Source organism: Nocardia sp. NPDC050717 (assembly GCF_040654275.1).
Lineage (GTDB): Bacteria > Actinomycetota > Actinomycetes > Mycobacteriales > Mycobacteriaceae > Nocardia.
On record NZ_JBFAHR010000001.1, the window covers coordinates 642413 to 657787 of the forward strand.

A 15375-nucleotide genomic window follows, 5' to 3' on the forward strand; every position below is an offset into this window, starting at 1 on the left:
GATGGTCACTACTGTAATCCGCGTGGCAAACCAGAATCGTCCGGCTCCGCCCCTTCCGTCGCCGCTCACGCCGCTGATCGACGCGCACACCCATCTCGACGCCTGCGGCGCGACCGACGCCGCCTCGACCACCGCGATCGTCGACCGCGCCGCGTCGGTGGGCGTCGGGCACGTGGTGACGGTGGCCGACGACCTCGCCGCCGCGCAGTGGGCGGTCGAGGCCGCGCACTGGGATCCGCGCGTGTACGCGGCCGTCGCCCTGCACCCGACCAGGGCGAACGCGCTGGACGACAAGGCGAAGGACGAGCTGGAGCGGCTGGCCGCCGATCCGCGCGTGGTCGCGGTCGGTGAGACCGGCCTCGACTACTACTGGCCCGGCAAACTCGACGGCTGCGCGGATGTCGAAACCCAGATCGAGGGCTTCCGCTGGCACATCGACCTGGCCAAACGCGTCCGCAAGCCGCTGATGATCCACAACCGCGAGGCCGACCACGACCTGCTCACGGTCCTGCTCGACGAGGGCGCGCCGGACACGGTGATCTTCCACTGCTTCTCCTCCGACGCGACCATGGCGCAGGCGTGCGTGGCCGAGGGCTACGTGCTCAGCTTCTCCGGCACGGTGAGCTTCAAGAACGCGCACGAACTGCGCGAGGCGGCCCAGCTGGTGCCCGACGACCAGATCCTGGTGGAGACCGACGCGCCGTATCTGACCCCGCACCCGTATCGGGGCGCGCCGAACGAGTCGTACTGCCTGCCGTACACCGTGCGCGCGCTGGCCGAGGTGCGCGAGCAGGACCCGGTGGAGCTGGCCGAGATCACCACCGCCAACGCGCGACGGCTGTACCGCATCCGGTAGTCCGTTTCGTCCGATCGGCAGGGGGCTGGACGCTAAACGTGTTTCGGCTCACATTCGGCCGCCCGGTCCGTTATCTACCAGCGATGTCTATATCGAATCGTGACCTGCGATCCCGCTGATCGGGCGCATCGGTGTTGTCTGGCGCAAACCTTGTCGTTATCGTTCTGTAACCATGTCGGCTTTCGCGCGGATCAACTCGTCTCGCTCGCCGCTGCTGTACGCGGCGGTGGCGGCCATGCTGCTGATTCTCCTGGTCGGTGCCTCGCTGGCGATCACGAACCACAAGACGGTCGCGCTGGTCGTCGACGGTGAGCGGATCGAGCACAGCACCATGTCCCTCGACGTTCGCGCCATCCTGGCCGACGCGGGCTACGAGCTCTCCGAGCACGACGAGGTGAGCCCGGCCGCGGGCGCCAAGGTCGGCGACGGCGCGACCATCACCCTCAACCGCGGTCGCGAGATCACGATCACCGTCGACGGCCAGGAACGCAAGGTGTGGACCACCGGCATCACCGCCGGCGACGCGCTCGCGCAGATGCAGATCCCGGCCGACACCCACGTCGTGCCGACCCGCACCGAGAAGCTGCCGCTGGCCGGCGCCGCGCTCAGCGTCTACACCCCGCGCACCATCACCCTGGTCGACGGCGGCGCCGCCCCCGTCGACGTGCGGCTCGCCGCGCCGACTGTCGGCGAATTCCTCACCGCGGCGGGCATTCCGCTGAAGGATCAGGACTTCGCCGAGCCGGCCGCGAGCACGCCGCTGACCGGTGACATGCAGGTCACCGTCACCCGGCAGCGGATCGAGCAGCGCACCGAGACGCTGCCGCTCGAGCCCACCGAGCAGGTGATCGAGGACGTCACCATGAACATGAGCCGCACCGTGGTCGAGAACCCGGGCGCACCCGGTCTGCACGAGGCCACCTTCGCCGTCACCATCACCAACGGCGTGGAGTCCAGCCGGGTGCAGACCAACTCCAACGTCATCACGCCCGCCCAGCCCAAGACCATCCGCAAGGGAGCCAAGCCCGGCACCGAGGTGCCGCCGGTCCGCGACGGCGCGATCTGGGACGCCCTGGCCAAGTGCGAGTCGACCGGCAACTGGGCGATCAACACCGGCAACGGCTACTACGGCGGCATCCAGTTCGATCAGAGCACCTGGGAGCGCCAGGGCGGCCTGAAGTACGCGCCCCGCGCCGACCTGGCCACCCGCGAGGAACAGATCGCCATCGCCGAGGTCACCCGCGCCCGTCAGGGCTGGGGCGCCTGGCCGGCCTGCACCGGCCGCCTCGGGCTCTAGAGTTCGGACGCGCTCGGCGGGTTCCGGTCGCCGGCGGGAGTTCGCGCGGTAGTTTGCTCTCGTTTCGCCGAGTCCGCTGTGCTCGTGCGGTCTCGGCTCGGTGACGAGTCGACGGGTGGTTGTTGATGCGTGCGGTATCGGCCTGGCGGATGGTGGCCGCGGCGGTGGCGGTGTCGGCGGGGATCGGCGTCGCGGCGCCGACCGTGGTGGCGCAGGACCCGGTGCCGGGCGCGGTGACCTCGGTGGTTCCGCAGGCCGACGGCTTTCACGGCATGTCCGGCGCGCAGGTCATCGAGTACTGGACCCGCGGTGTCGGCGGCGTGACCCAGCCCGCCAGCGGCGCGCTGTATCTGCCGAGCGGGGACGCGCCGGCGGGCGGCTGGCCGGTGATCACCTACGACCACGGCACGACCGGGCTCGGCGCCGGGTGCGGCGGGCAGTCCGATCCGGCGGGCGCGCCCTGGCCGGAATCGCAGGCGCCGCAGGACGTGTTCCTGCGCCATCTCGTGTCGAAGGGCTTCGCCGTCGTCGCACCGGACTACCTGGGTCTCGGCCGCTTCGACACAGGCCCGCACCCGTATCTCGACATCGACACCGAGGCCACCGCCACCCTGGACATGCTGCGTGCCGCGCGCTCGGTGCGCGACGATTTGTCCCCGGTGTGGCTGGCGGCGGGCATGTCCCAGGGCGGGCACGCCGCGCTCGCGACGGCGCACCGGCAGCCGGGTTACGCGCCCGAGCTGGACTTCCGTGGCACCATCGCGATCGACCCCGCCTCGGATGTGGAGAAGGTGGCGCCACTGCTCGGCCCCGGCAACCCGGATCGGGTCCGCGGGGGCGTGCTCGGTTTCTCGTCGAGCATCCTGGCCGGTCTGCGGGCGGCCAGGCCCGAGGCGCGGGTCGACTCCTACCTGACGCCCGTCGGCCGCGCGGTCCTCGACGACATCGGCACCCTGTGCCAGGACGCCATCGACGAGCGGGTCGCCGACCTCACCCTCGGCGCCATGCTCACCCGCTCGCTCGGCGAGGAGCCGCTGCGCACGGCGATGGCCGACTACATGACGGTGCCGACCAGCGGCTACGACGCCCCGATCCTGCTGCTGGTCAACGCCACCGACCGCACGGTGCCCTCGCCCCTGCACGCCGCGCTGGCCGCGCAGTTCGCCGCGGGTGGGGTGGGCTTCCAGCCGGTCGTCGGCACCGGCAGTCACTGCGAGCTGAATCCGGCGATGTGGGCGGCGATCGACGAGTTCCTCGACCGGTCCGACTGACCGGCGCGCGATTAGCTGGACGTGCTGGATCCGGGCGTTACACCTGGTGAGAAGAACCACGAATCGGGTTGCCGACCGGTTGCGGATACCTGTCGAGTGATCGGCCTACTGTACGTTTGTCCAGGAACAAGCGCCGATCGGCCCGAAAGGTTATCCCCGCAATGCCGAAGACCATGAGCCGCGCTGCGATCGCAGCCGCCGTCACCGCCGCCGCCCTGGTGGCCGCCGCCCACGCGCCCGCGAGCGCGGCACCGGGCGAGGTGATCACCACCGAGACCCGGCCGTCGGGCTGGCACGGGATGACCGGCGGTGGCTCGGTCGTGGAGTACACGACGCTGGACTCCGCGGGCGTCGAACGCCCGGTCAGCGGCGCGCTGTTCGTCCCGGCCGGCGACGCCCCCGAGGGCGGCTGGCCGATCATCGCCTACGACCACGGCACCCTCGGCAGCGGACCGGGCTGCGGCGGCCAGGCCGACCCCGAGCTGGCCCCGCTGCCCGTGAACCGCGAGTCCGAAGACGCGCTCATGGCCCGGCTGGTCGACCAGGGCTTCGCCGTCGTCGCCCCCGACTACCTCGGCCTGGGCCGCTTCGACACCGGCCCGCACCCCTATCTCGAGGTGCGTTCCGAGGCGACCGCCACCATCGACCTCGTGCGCGCGGCCCGCGCCACGAACCCGGAGCTGTCGCGCACCTGGAGCGTCATCGGCGCCTCGCAGGGCGGGCACGCCGCGCTCAGCGCCGCGCACGTCCAGGCCGACTACGCTCCCGAACTCGATTTCCGCGGCACCGTCGCACTCGACCCGGCCTCCGACGTGGAGAAGGTGCTGCCGCTGCTGCTCGGTCCCGATGTCCCCGCGCTCGACGGCACCGCGGGCATCACCAGCTTCACCCTGAGCATCCTCGCTGGCCTGCGCGCCACCCATCCCGAGGCCGAGGTGGACTCCTACCTCTCGCCGCTGGGCAAGGAGCTGGTCGACGCGGTCGGTGCCGAGTGCATCGACCAGACGGCGCGCAAGGTCAAGGACCTGGCCATGGGGGAGATGTTCGTCCGCCCGCTGTCCGAGGGTCCGCTGCGCGCCGCGCTCACCACGTACATGACCCTGCCGACCAGCGGTTACGACGCGCCGATCCTGTTGTTGCTCAACGCGACCGACATGGTCGTGCCCTCGCCGCTGCACGCGGCGCTGGTCGGTCAGTTCGCCGCGGGTGGCGTCGACTTCCAGACCGTCACCGGCTTCGGGCAGCACACGGTGATGACCCAGCAGATGCACGACGCGCTCGACGCCTTCGTCGCCCGCGTGCACGCCGCCCCGCCGCAGCGCTGAGCTGCTCGATCGGCGCGGTTGGTAGGTTCTAGCGGTGCCCGAACCTGAGATTCCCGCTCGCGGTAGCGCCGCGCTGCTCGGTCCCGCCGAAGTGCGGACCCTGGCCGAACGCTTCGGCGTGCGGCCGACCAAGCAGCTCGGGCAGAACTTCGTGCACGACGCGAACACGGTGCGCCGCATCGTCGCGGCGGCCGGTGTCGGCGCCGAGGACATCGTGCTCGAGGTCGGGCCGGGTCTGGGTTCGCTGACGCTGGCCCTGCTCGACGTGGTCGACCGGGTGGTCGCCGTGGAGATCGATCCGGTGCTGGCCAACTTCCTGCCGGAGACCGTCGCCGATCGGGCTCCCGGCCTGGTCGACCGGTTGCAGGTGGTCGAGGCCGACGCCCTGCGGGTACGCCCGGAGCAACTGCCCGCCGCGCCGACGGCGCTGGTGGCGAACCTGCCGTACAACGTGGCCGTGCCGGTGCTGCTGCATCTGCTCGCGATCCTGCCGAGCATCACGGTGTCGCTGGTGATGGTGCAGGCCGAGGTGGCCGACCGGCTGGCCGCCGAACCGGGCAGCCGGGTGTACGGGGTGCCGAGCGTCAAGGCGGGGTTCTTCGGAAAGGTGCGGCGCGCGGGCGCGGTGGGCACGCAGGTGTTCTGGCCGGTGCCGCGCGTCGAATCGGGCCTGGTGCGGATCGACCGGTACGCCGAGCCGCCGTGGCCGATGGACGAGGCGCATCGCCGCCGGGTGTTCGAGGTGATCGACGCCGCGTTCGCGCAGCGCCGAAAGACGTTGCGCGCGGCCCTGTCCGGCTGGGCCGGCTCGCCCGCCGAAGCCGAGCGCAGGCTGGTGGCGGCCGGGATCGATCCGACCGCGCGCGGGGAGACGCTGGAGACGGCGGCGTTCGTGCGCCTCGCCGCCCAGGGCTGAACCCGCGGTACACGTACCGTTCACCGAGTGCCCCTGTGAAAGCAATTGTGGACAACCGGTTTTCGCAGGTCGCGGAGTTGATCATGATGCGCGGGCCGCGAACCCGGCTGCTTGGGAAAACCGGCGGGAAGCCGGGATGACCACAGATGTGGATGACGCTGTGGATGATTCTCCGCGCACACGCGGTGAATGAATTGCCGGTGAACGCGATCCGGTACCACCGCGCTGTTCGCCGCGGCGGTGGTACCGGATCGCCCCGCCTCACTTCAGGGCGTAGCCCGCTTCGTCGACGGCGGCCGCGACATCGGCGTCGGCCAGCTCGCCCGCGCTGTCGACGCGCACGAGACCGCTCGCGAGGTCGACGTCCACGCTGGTGACACCGTCGATCTTGCCGATCTCCTGCTTGACCGAGCTCACGCAGTGTCCGCAGGTCATCCCCGTGACGGTGTAGGTGGTGGTGGCCATGGCCGACTCCTTCGCTGTTCGCTCATACGGTCCTGGGGTATGTCCCCGACAATAACGAACATACCCCCCACGGGTACCTGGCGCAAGCCCTCGGCCGGTCCGGGGCCGGAGCGGGTGATTCGGCATGCGTACTCGTCGGTCTCACCCGTTACGCTTGGTGATCGTGCTGTCAGTTGTGCCCAGCCCGGTCGTCGTGCGCGCTCCTTCGAAGGTGAACCTGCATCTCGGAGTCGGTGATCTGCGTCCGGACGGATACCACGACCTGACCACGGTCTTCCAGGCACTGTCGCTCAGCGACGAACTCGAACTCGCTCCCGCTGCCTCGCTCACCGTGCGGGTGAGCGGCGAAGGCGCCGCCGAGGTGCCCACCGACCGGACCAATCTGGTCTGGAAGGCCGCGGTGCGCCTGGCCCACCTGGCCGGTCGCGCGCCGCTGGTGGAGATCGCGATCGCCAAGGGTATCCCGGTGGCGGGCGGCATGGCGGGCGGCAGCGCCGACGCCGCCGCGGCGCTGGTCGGCCTCAACGAACTCTGGGACCTCGGCCTCGGCCGCGACGAGCTGAGCGCCGTGGCCGCCGAACTCGGCAGCGACGTGCCGTTCGCCCTGCACGGCGGCACCGCGCTCGGCACCGGCCGGGGCGAACGTCTGCTCCCGGTGTTGTCGCGCAACACCTTTCACTGGGTCCTCGCGCTGGCCAAGGACGGCCTGTCCACGCCGTCGGTGTTCCGTGAGCTGGACCGGCTGCGCGCCGAAGGCGAGCCGCCGCGACTCGGCGACCCCCAACAGCTCATGCAGGCGCTGGCCGCGGGCGACCCGCACACCCTGGCGCCCCTGCTCGGCAACGACCTGCAGGCCGCGGCCCTCTCGCTGAAGCCGGAGCTGCGGCGCACCCTGCGCGCGGGCGTCGGCGCGGGCGCCCTGGCCGGCCTCGTCTCCGGCTCGGGCCCCACCTGCGCGTTCCTCTGCGAGACCGAGGAGGCGGCGATCGCGGTGGCGGCCGAGCTGGCGGGCGCGGGCGTGTGCCGCAGCGTTCGCACCGCGAGCGGCCCGGTACCGGGGGCGCGGATCCTGGACACCGAGCCCCACGGCAAACACTGAGCCGGCCCGCCTCGACAGGGTCACCGAGGTCGTCGAGCCGGCGCGGCCCGCGGGGAGGGCGCCGAATGTGGGGGTCAGAACGGTCGGTGGCCGGTCCTCTATGATCGTTTTCAACAGATTTCGCATGGACATGGGGAACTCGCCGGGGACGGGCCAACTGATCCAGCAATCCAACGCATGCCGCCGACGCGCCGCCTCCCCGCGCCTGGGCCCGGCCCGAAGTCCGCGGGGAGGCGGAACAGCGAGTTGCCACCTATGTCGAACCTGATCAACCTCGAGCAGGTCTCCAAGAGCTTCGGCGTCAAGCCGTTGCTGGACGAGGTCTCCCTCGGCGTGCACGCGGGGGAGCGGATCGGGGTGGTCGGTCTCAACGGCGGCGGCAAGACGACGCTGCTCGAGGTGCTGACCGGCCTGGAGGCGCCGGACAGTGGCCGCGTGAGCCGGGTCGGTGGGCTGCGGATGGCCGTGGTCACCCAGCGTGGGGTGCTGCCCGACGACGCCACGATCGGCTCGGTCGTGCTGGCCGGGCTGTCCGACGACCTGTCGACGGCCGACATCGCCGAGCACGAATGGGCCGCCGACGCCCGCATCCGCTCGGTCCTCGACGGCATCGGCATCGCCGACCTCGGCCTCGACACCCCGGTCACCAACCTGTCCGGTGGCGAGCGCCGCCGCGTCGCGCTCGCCGCGGCCCTTGTCCGCGATCTGGATCTGCTCGTCCTCGACGAGCCGACCAACCACCTCGACATCGAGGGCGTGCAGTGGCTGGCCAGGCACCTGGTCGACCGGCGGACCGCGCTCGTCGTCGTCACCCACGATCGCTGGTTCCTCGACACCGTCGCCACCCGCACCTGGGAGGTCGTCGGCGGCAAGGTGGAGACCTACGAGGGCGGCTACGGCGACTGGATCTTCGCCCGCGCCGAACGCGCCCGCCAGGCCGACGCCTCCGAGGCCCGCCGCCAGAACCTGGCGCGCAAGGAACTGGCCTGGCTGCGCCGCGGCGCCAAGGCCCGCACCTCCAAACCGCGCTACCGGGTGGAGGCCGCCGAGGCTCTGATCGCCGACGTGCCGCCGCCGCGCGACTCGGTGTCGCTGGCCGCGTTCGCGCGCAAGCGGCTGGGCCGCGTGGTGATCGAACTCGAGGACGCCACCCTGACCACGCCCGACGGCCGCGAGCTGGTCGGCGACCTGACCTGGCGGCTGGCACCGGGCGAGCGCGTCGGTCTGGTCGGCGTGAACGGCTCCGGCAAGACCACGCTGCTGCGCGCGCTGGCCGGTGACGTGGAACCCGCCGCGGGCAAGCGGATCCAGGGCCAGACCGTGCAGATCGGCTGGCTGCGGCAGGAACTCGACGACCTGCCCACCGACATGCGCGTGCTCGAGGCCGTGCAGCAGGTCGCCCAGCGAATCATGCTCGGCGACAAGGAGATCTCGGCGGGTCAGCTGGCCGAGCGGCTCGGCTTCACCCCGGCCAGGCAGCGCACGCCGGTCGGCGACCTGTCCGGCGGCGAGCGCCGCCGCCTGCAGCTCACCCGCATCCTGATGGCGGAGCCGAACGTGCTGCTGCTCGACGAGCCGACCAACGACCTCGACATCGACACCCTGCAGCAGCTCGAAGACCTGCTCGACAACTGGGCGGGCACCCTCGTGGTCATCAGTCACGACCGCTACCTGGTCGAACGCATCTGTGACTCCACCTGGGCGCTGTTCGGCGACGGTAAACTCACCAACCTGCCCGGCGGCATCGACCAGTACCTCGCCAAGCGCGCCGACCAGGCCGCGGCCGCCAAGCCCGCCGCCGCGAAACCGGCCGCCGCGTCGACGAGTTCGGCCGACCACCGCGCCGCCCGCAAGGAACTCGGGCGCCTGGAACGCACCATCGCCAAGCTCGACGAGCGCGAACAGAAACTGCACACCGCGCTCGCCGAGGCCGCCACCGACCCGGACAAGCTGGTCTCCCTCGGCGCCGAACTCAAAGAGGTCGTCGCCGAGAAGGAAGCGGCCGAGGAACGCTGGATGGAACTGGCCGAGCTGGCCGAGGGCTAGGTCGCGGTTTCCCGGCCGTCGCCGATGACGACCGGTAAACAGGTCTGGACGAAATCCGCGCCGAACTCGGTGAGGATGATGCTGCGGTAGCTCACCTTGGTGCCGAAGCCGCGCTTCATCGCGTCCCGCACCTGTTCCTGCGCCTCGATCAGCTGATACCGGCTCGGATTGCCGACCGGTTCCCTGGTGAACTCGATGAGGCCGAGCCTGCGCAGATTCGGCAGGTACTGCGGCACCCGGTTCGGAAAGCGCAGCCCGGCGTGCTCGCCGAGCAGCGTGAGCCCGCTGACCAGGCGCTCGCCGCCGAATGCGCGCTGGCGGCCGGTGCGCACGTCGATCGCGGGCTGTGGCCCGTCGACGTGCACGAATCGCAGGATCCGCGCCTCGTCGGGGGTGATCTCCGCGAGAATCCCTGGGTAGGCCGGATGTGTATCCGGTTGGGCGGCATGGGTACTGGCCGACAGGCGCAGCAGTTCGGCGCCCTGCTCGCGCAGTGTCGGCATGCCCGCTTCGCCGTACTGATCGGCGCTGGTCGGCAGGCCGAGCGCGTGCCGAAGCCGGTCGCGCACTTCGCCTTCGGCCTCCGCGAGCACGTCCTTGGGCGCGGTGCCCGCGATGCTGCCGCGCAGCACGGTGACGGTCACGCCGAGCGCGGTGTCCAGCGTCCACAGCGTCATTCCGGAGGCCGCGGTCAGCGCGACGCGCGCGACGCCGGTGGCGGCCCGCACGGTCCGCACCGGTGAAACCGGCAGCACCCCACGGCGTTCGCCGGAGGGCGCGGGCGGGCGCCCGGGTTGTCGGACCACCTCGGTGGACGGGCTCGGGTCTACATCCATGTGGTCGCCACTCCTGTTCCGAAGACCAGGATATGAGCGTATCCGGCGAGGAGCCCCAACACGCCGCCATGGACGAAAAGCAACCATTCGTCCTGTTTGATGGCCGATCGCAGCATGTCCACGAAGTCGTGCGGGGAAAGCGCGGACATTTGCCGGGCGATGTATTCGTTGACCTGTCTGCCCTGTTGGACGTTGAACTCGGGATCGGCGAAGGCCATCGGCGCGATCGTCATCGCCTCGGCGGTGATCGTCGACTGCAGCGAGTCGTACTCCCGGCTGCCGAGCATGAACTTCACGGCGGGCCGCGCCGGGCCGAGGGCGCGGTCGGCGGCGGGGCGGAGGGTGTCCTCGAGCATCTGCAGCGTGCGGTCCGAGCGCGGGCCGTTGAGCAGTTCGTCGCCGATGTTGGCGACGGTCACGACCTCGGTGGAGACCAGCGCCGCGTAGCCGGCGGTGATCTCGGGCTGACGCTTGATCAGCAGACCCTGCCGCCACGGGCACCACCACTTGGGCGTGGCGGGCGCGAAGATCATATTGATGCCGACCCAGTTCACCACCCAGCCGATGATGATGCCGCCGATCGGCAGCACGATCAGCGGCGAGAGGCCGGTGGTGTGCAGCGCGAGCACCAGCAGCAGACCGCAGGGCGCGCCGAAATAGAAACCGAAGTTCTGCATGAATCGCAGTTCCTTGGCGCCGAGCACCTGGAACAGCTGGTTCAGCAATTGCGGGCGGGCCTGGAAATAGCGGATGACCATCTGCTTCACGTCCAGCAGCTGATCGATATTGGTGCCGAGTTCGATGGTGAGTTCGCGCAGGATCTCCGGCAGCTGGGAACGCACGCGCTGATGCACCATCTCGCGAACCTGGGTGGGCAGGTTGTACCAGAGCTGGGGATGCTCGCGCCGCAGGATCACCTCGACGATGTCGCTGATCTGCGCGTCGGCCACCTCGGCCAGATGTTCGGCGAGCTTCTCCGGATCGAGCTCGCGATAGAAGTCGGAGACGCTGCCCAATTTCGACAGGCCCTTGTCGACGGCGATGCTGGCCATCTTGTCGGCGCGCGAGGGCACGATGCCCTGCCAGCCGATCCGGCCGTCGTAGCTGAGCAGGGGCAGCACTTGAATCCGCTTGGGCAGGTAGGGAAAAACCGCCCGCAGGCCGGGGAGCCGGATGCCGTAGAACTTGATCGGCTGGAACAGCATCAGGATGCCGGTCCAGTTGGTGATGTAACCGATGACCCCTGTGAAAAGCGGAATGGTCAAAATTTCGAGCAGGAGTGTCGGATGTAAACCGAACACACTCTCCAACACGACACCCTCCTGCCGTTACCCGGTGCCCACCGCCTCACCGGAAACCAAAATTAGCACCCCCGCGGCGAGGTGACCCTACTGTGAGGTGCGGAACCTGGTCCATTCGTCGTGCCCCAGGCCACAGGGTAGTGTCTGAGACATCAGTCACAGAACGTGTCCCGAATGCCGTACTCGCCCTGTTGAGTCGGAACAATGAGCACCACCACATCGTGGTGACGGGACACAACCGGCGCGGACAGGGGCGCGCCGCGTACGCACTGTGCCTGGAGCGTGGTCGGGCAATAATCTGTGGGCGAGCAGTTCACCTGGCGAGACTTCGGAGTAGGACGTGACAGACGACAGGACCGGACAGGACCTGGCCCGTGCCGGTACCCGCGCCGTCGAGCGCAGCTCGGATGTCGAGCAGCGACAGATCAGCAACGAAGCCCGGTTGATCCGCGGTGTGTTCCGCGCGGCCGGGCTGGCCGCCGGCACCGCCGTGCGCGGCAGCCAGTGGGCCGTCGGCACCACCTATGAGGTGACCAAGGAACTGGCCCAGGCGGCGCTGGACGGCGAGTCCTCGGCCGACATCGCCGAGCGCACCGGCAACGCGCTGCGCTCGATCGCGCGCAGCGCGCTCGGCGTCACCGAGGGGTCGGTGCGCGAGATCGTCAGCTACGTGCCGACGCCCAACGGGTCCACCCAGCAGGCCATCACCGTCGGGCCCTACCTGCGCTCGGCGACCACCGACGACCTGCGCCGCCGCGGTGACGCGCTGCTCGCCCGCTCGGCCGACGTCTACTTCACCGAGGACGTGCACCCGGCCTACGACCGCATCCTCGACGAGATCGCGCCGGACGAGGCCCGCATCCTGCGGTTCATGGCCCTCAACGGGCCGCAGCCGTCGGTCGACGTGCGCACCAATCGCCCGCTCGGCATCGGCTCGGAGCTGGTCCAGGGCGACCTCACCTCGGTGCCGGAGCAGGCGGGCGTGCGGTACCCGGATCGGGCCCGCTCGTACCTGATCAACCTCAACCGGCTCGGCCTCACCTTCACCTCCGACGACCCGGTCGTCCTGAGCCGCTACATGGTGCTCGAGGTGCAGCCGGTCGTCGAGGACGCGCTCAAGAAGGCGGGCCGCGCGCCCAAGATCGTCCGCAAGAGCCTGCGGCTGTCGGAGTTCGGTGAGGACTTCTGCCGCACCTGCTTCACCATCGGCTAGTAGCTGAGACAGCGCCGGGCCGGGAGCCGCGAGGTCACGCTCAGGTGTCGGCAGTGATAGCGATCTGATACAGATCCGGCACTACCGTCGTTTCAGTGGGATCGTGGAGACATGGAGCAGGTGCCCGGCCCCCCGGACGTGCGGCCCGATGACGAGGTCGCGCGCGCCTGGGTGCGCCCGGGGCCGGTGCTCCCCGGCGAGGAGGAACCGCTCGTCGCCGGCCCGGAGGCAGGGGAGGGCTGGGTGACCGAAGAGCCGGAGCACGACGAGCCGGAGCCGATCACGCGCCCGCCCGATCACCCCGACGACATCATCGCGCTCAGCAGGCTCAAGTTCCGCTACCTGCGCACGCTCGACACCAAGAGCTGGGACGAGTTCGCGGACACCATGATTCCCGAGGCGACCGCCACCTACAGCGAATACCTGCAGTTCGAGTCGCGCGAAGCGTTCCTCGCCTTCCTGCGCAACACCCTCGGCCCGCACGTGATCACCGAGCATCGCTGCGATCATCCCGAGATCGACGTCGACGGCGACACCGCCACCGGCACCTGGTACCTCGCCGACACGGTGATCATCCCCGAGCACAACATGTGCCTGCGCGGCGCCGCCTTCTACACCGACCGCTACGTCCGCTGCGAGGACGGGCACTGGCGCATCGCGCACACCGGATACGAGCGCACCTACGAGGTGGTGCTCTCGCTCAGCGACCTGCCCAGCCTGCGCCTGACGGCGAGCCGCTGGGGCATGATCGCGCAGGAGAACCACATCTCCTCCGTCGAACGCAACCCCGGACCTGCTGCCTGAGGCCGACTCAGACAGTTGACCAGTTAGTCGGCGGTCGCGACGAGCGGCTCGAGCGTGAGCTTCGGATGCTCCTTCTCGATGTACTGCAGCCGCCATTTGTCGCTGAACAGCGCCAGGATCGCCCCGTCGGAGCGGGTGAACACCTCCACGCCGCGCTGCCGGTCCAGCTCCGGCGCCGACTCGGCGTCGGTGCGCCGCGCCAGGGTGAAGGGCAGGAAGTCCAGCTGGGTTTCCACATTGAACTCCGCCTGCATGCGGGCGGTGACCACCTCGAACTGCATCGGGCCGACCGCGGCGAGCACCGGGGACGCGTCACCACGGGCGTCGTTGCGCAGGACCTGCACCACGCCCTCGGAATCGAGCTGGTCGATGGCCTTGCGGAACTGCTTGTACTTGCCCGCGCTCTGCGCCCGCAGCGTCGCGAAGTGCTCGGGGGCGAAGCTCGGGATCGGCGGGAACTCCACCTTCTTGTCCACGAACAGGGTGTGGCCCGGCGCGAGCGCGGTCGCGTTCACCAGGCCGACCACGTCACCGGGGTAGGCGGTGTCGACGGTCGTGCGCTCGCGGCCGAACACGGTCAGCGCGTACTTGGTGGCGAACGGGCGACCGGTCTGCGCGTGCGTGACCACCATGCCGCGCTCGAACTCGCCGGACACGATCCGCATGAACGCCAGCCGGTCGCGGTGCGCGGTGTCCATGCCCGCCTGCACCTTGAACACCACGGCGCTGAACGGATCGCCGGTGACGCGGTCCTTGCCCGCCACATCGGCGCGCGGGCCGGGCGCCGGCGCCAGCGCGACCAGTGTCTCCAGCAGCTGGCGCACGCCGAAGTTCAGCATCGCCGAGGCGTAGATGACCGGCGAGGTCTGCCCGGCCAGGAACAGCTCCTGGTCGTGGTCCTGCCCGGTCGCCGAGAGCAGCTCGCTCTCCTCGGCGGCGGTCGTCCACGCCTCGCCCTCGCGCGCCTCGGCCTCGGCGGGAGTCAACGACTCCTCCGGCGCGATCGTCGCGCCGCCGGCGGTGCGGGTGAAGTGGATGTACTCGGTGGCCTCGCCCTCGGGGCCGCGGCGCAGCAGTCCGCGGAAATCGCCCGCGATGCCGACCGGCAGGAACAGCGGGGTCGGCGTGAGCCCGATCCGCTCGCTGATCTCGTCGAGCAGTTCCAGCGGGGCCTGGCCGGGGCGGTCCCACTTGTTGATGACGGTGATCACCGGGATGCCGCGATGGCGGCAGACCTGGAACAGCTTCAGCGTCTGCGGCTCGAGACCCTTGGCCGCGTCGATGAGCATCACCGCGGCGTCGACCGCGGTGAGCACGCGGTAGGTGTCCTCGGAGAAATCGGAGTGGCCGGGGGTGTCGACGAGGTTGATCACGTTGTCGACGTCGGAGCCGGCGGCCCGGTAGTTGAACTGCAGCGCGGTCGAGCTCACCGAGATGCCGCGCGCCTTCTCCATCTCCATCCAGTCCGACACGGTCGACTTGCGACCGGCCTTGCCGTGGATGGCGCCCGCCTCGGAGATCATCCTGGCGTGCAGCGCCAGTGCCTCGGTCAGCGTCGACTTACCGGCGTCGGGATGCGAGATCACCGCGAACGTGCGGCGGCGCGCGACCTCGGCGGGAAGTCCGCGCGGAGTGGGGGCGGCGCTATCTCCGGACTCGGTCAACGCGGAACCTTTCGCAGGTGGTCGGGCAACTTATCCAGGGTAGAGGGCGCCGGTCCCGCGCGCGGTCGGCGGGGTGTTCACCGGGGTCGGCCCAGTTTTTCCGGGCGATGCGCATGCGGTATGGTTGTCGGGTTGTCTCGGCGAGGGTGATGCGCGCAAGCGTTCACCGTGATCGACGCGGCTCGGCTTTCCGGCCGTCCTCGTTCGTTCTTCGTCCGACGAGTAGACATTGACCCCGCAGATGGGTCGCCCAAATGACCAGCCCGGAAGAGCCGTAGGAGC

Annotated in this window: 13 protein-coding genes; 9 read left to right on the forward strand and 4 right to left on the reverse strand. The window is 70.1% G+C overall.

Annotated elements, in window-relative coordinates:
• Position 1 precedes the first annotated feature (1 nt).
• The 5 genes from AB0H56_RS02965 to rsmA all read left to right on the forward strand — a co-directional run bounded on the left by AB0H56_RS02965 (position 2) and on the right by rsmA (position 5665).
• Positions 2–856, forward strand: a complete 855-nt coding sequence (locus tag AB0H56_RS02965; protein WP_357156430.1) for a TatD family hydrolase — start codon at positions 2–4, stop codon at positions 854–856.
• 172 nt (positions 857–1028) lie between these two features.
• Positions 1029–2153 carry a transglycosylase family protein gene (locus AB0H56_RS02970; RefSeq protein ID WP_357156432.1) on the forward strand — a complete coding sequence of 375 codons (1125 nt, stop codon included), beginning with the start codon at positions 1029–1031 and terminating at the stop codon, positions 2151–2153.
• 125 nt (positions 2154–2278) lie between these two features.
• Complete coding sequence (locus AB0H56_RS02975) at positions 2279–3424, forward strand: alpha/beta fold hydrolase (RefSeq protein WP_357156434.1); 1146 nt, start codon at positions 2279–2281, stop codon at positions 3422–3424.
• A 161-nt stretch (positions 3425–3585) separates the two neighbouring features.
• Positions 3586–4749, forward strand: a complete 1164-nt coding sequence (locus AB0H56_RS02980; protein WP_357156436.1) for a lipase family protein — start codon at positions 3586–3588, stop codon at positions 4747–4749.
• Between the two features lie 34 nt (positions 4750–4783).
• Positions 4784–5665, forward strand: coding sequence for a 16S rRNA (adenine(1518)-N(6)/adenine(1519)-N(6))-dimethyltransferase RsmA (rsmA, locus tag AB0H56_RS02985; RefSeq protein WP_357156438.1), 882 nt, complete (start codon positions 4784–4786; stop codon positions 5663–5665).
• Positions 5666–5926: 261 nt separating this feature from the next.
• Here rsmA and AB0H56_RS02990 read toward each other — a convergent pair whose 3' ends face one another.
• On the reverse strand, positions 5927–6130 hold the full coding sequence (locus tag AB0H56_RS02990) for a cation transporter (RefSeq protein WP_233000725.1): 204 nt from the start codon (positions 6128–6130) through the stop codon (positions 5927–5929).
• A gap of 163 nt (positions 6131–6293) precedes the next feature.
• On the opposite strand from AB0H56_RS02990, the gene AB0H56_RS02995 reads away from it, so the two are divergent.
• Together AB0H56_RS02995 and AB0H56_RS03000 are read left to right on the forward strand one after the other, a co-directional pair.
• Positions 6294–7229: a 4-(cytidine 5'-diphospho)-2-C-methyl-D-erythritol kinase gene (locus AB0H56_RS02995; RefSeq protein ID WP_357156440.1), complete on the forward strand. Its 936-nt coding sequence runs from the start codon at positions 6294–6296 to the stop codon at positions 7227–7229.
• A 255-nt stretch (positions 7230–7484) separates the two neighbouring features.
• Complete coding sequence (locus AB0H56_RS03000) at positions 7485–9275, forward strand: ABC-F family ATP-binding cassette domain-containing protein (RefSeq protein ID WP_357156442.1); 1791 nt, start codon at positions 7485–7487, stop codon at positions 9273–9275.
• Here AB0H56_RS03000 and AB0H56_RS03005 read toward each other — a convergent pair.
• Both AB0H56_RS03005 and AB0H56_RS03010 read right to left on the reverse strand, forming a co-directional pair.
• Positions 9272–10111 (reverse strand): Abi-alpha family protein, encoded by an 840-nt coding sequence (locus tag AB0H56_RS03005; protein ID WP_357156444.1) that lies wholly within the window; start codon positions 10109–10111, stop codon positions 9272–9274. The genes AB0H56_RS03000 and AB0H56_RS03005 overlap by 4 nt on opposite strands.
• Positions 10102–11424: a hypothetical protein gene (locus AB0H56_RS03010; RefSeq protein WP_357156446.1), complete on the reverse strand. Its 1323-nt coding sequence runs from the start codon at positions 11422–11424 to the stop codon at positions 10102–10104. The genes AB0H56_RS03005 and AB0H56_RS03010 overlap by 10 nt, the downstream gene beginning before the upstream one ends.
• 328 nt (positions 11425–11752) lie before the next feature.
• On the opposite strand from AB0H56_RS03010, the gene AB0H56_RS03015 reads away from it, so the two are divergent.
• Positions 11753–12625, forward strand: coding sequence for an Abi-alpha family protein (locus AB0H56_RS03015; RefSeq protein ID WP_233000721.1), 873 nt, complete (start codon positions 11753–11755; stop codon positions 12623–12625).
• 279 nt (positions 12626–12904) lie between these two features.
• A complete protein-coding gene (locus AB0H56_RS03020; RefSeq protein WP_357157838.1) occupies positions 12905–13429 on the forward strand; it encodes a nuclear transport factor 2 family protein in 525 nt (174 codons plus the stop codon).
• Between the two features lie 23 nt (positions 13430–13452).
• On the opposite strand, the gene AB0H56_RS03025 is transcribed toward AB0H56_RS03020, so the two are convergent.
• Entirely contained in the window at positions 13453–15093 is a 1641-nt protein-coding gene (locus AB0H56_RS03025; protein WP_357156448.1) for a peptide chain release factor 3, read from the reverse strand.
• Between the last annotated feature and the right edge of the window lie 282 nt (positions 15094–15375).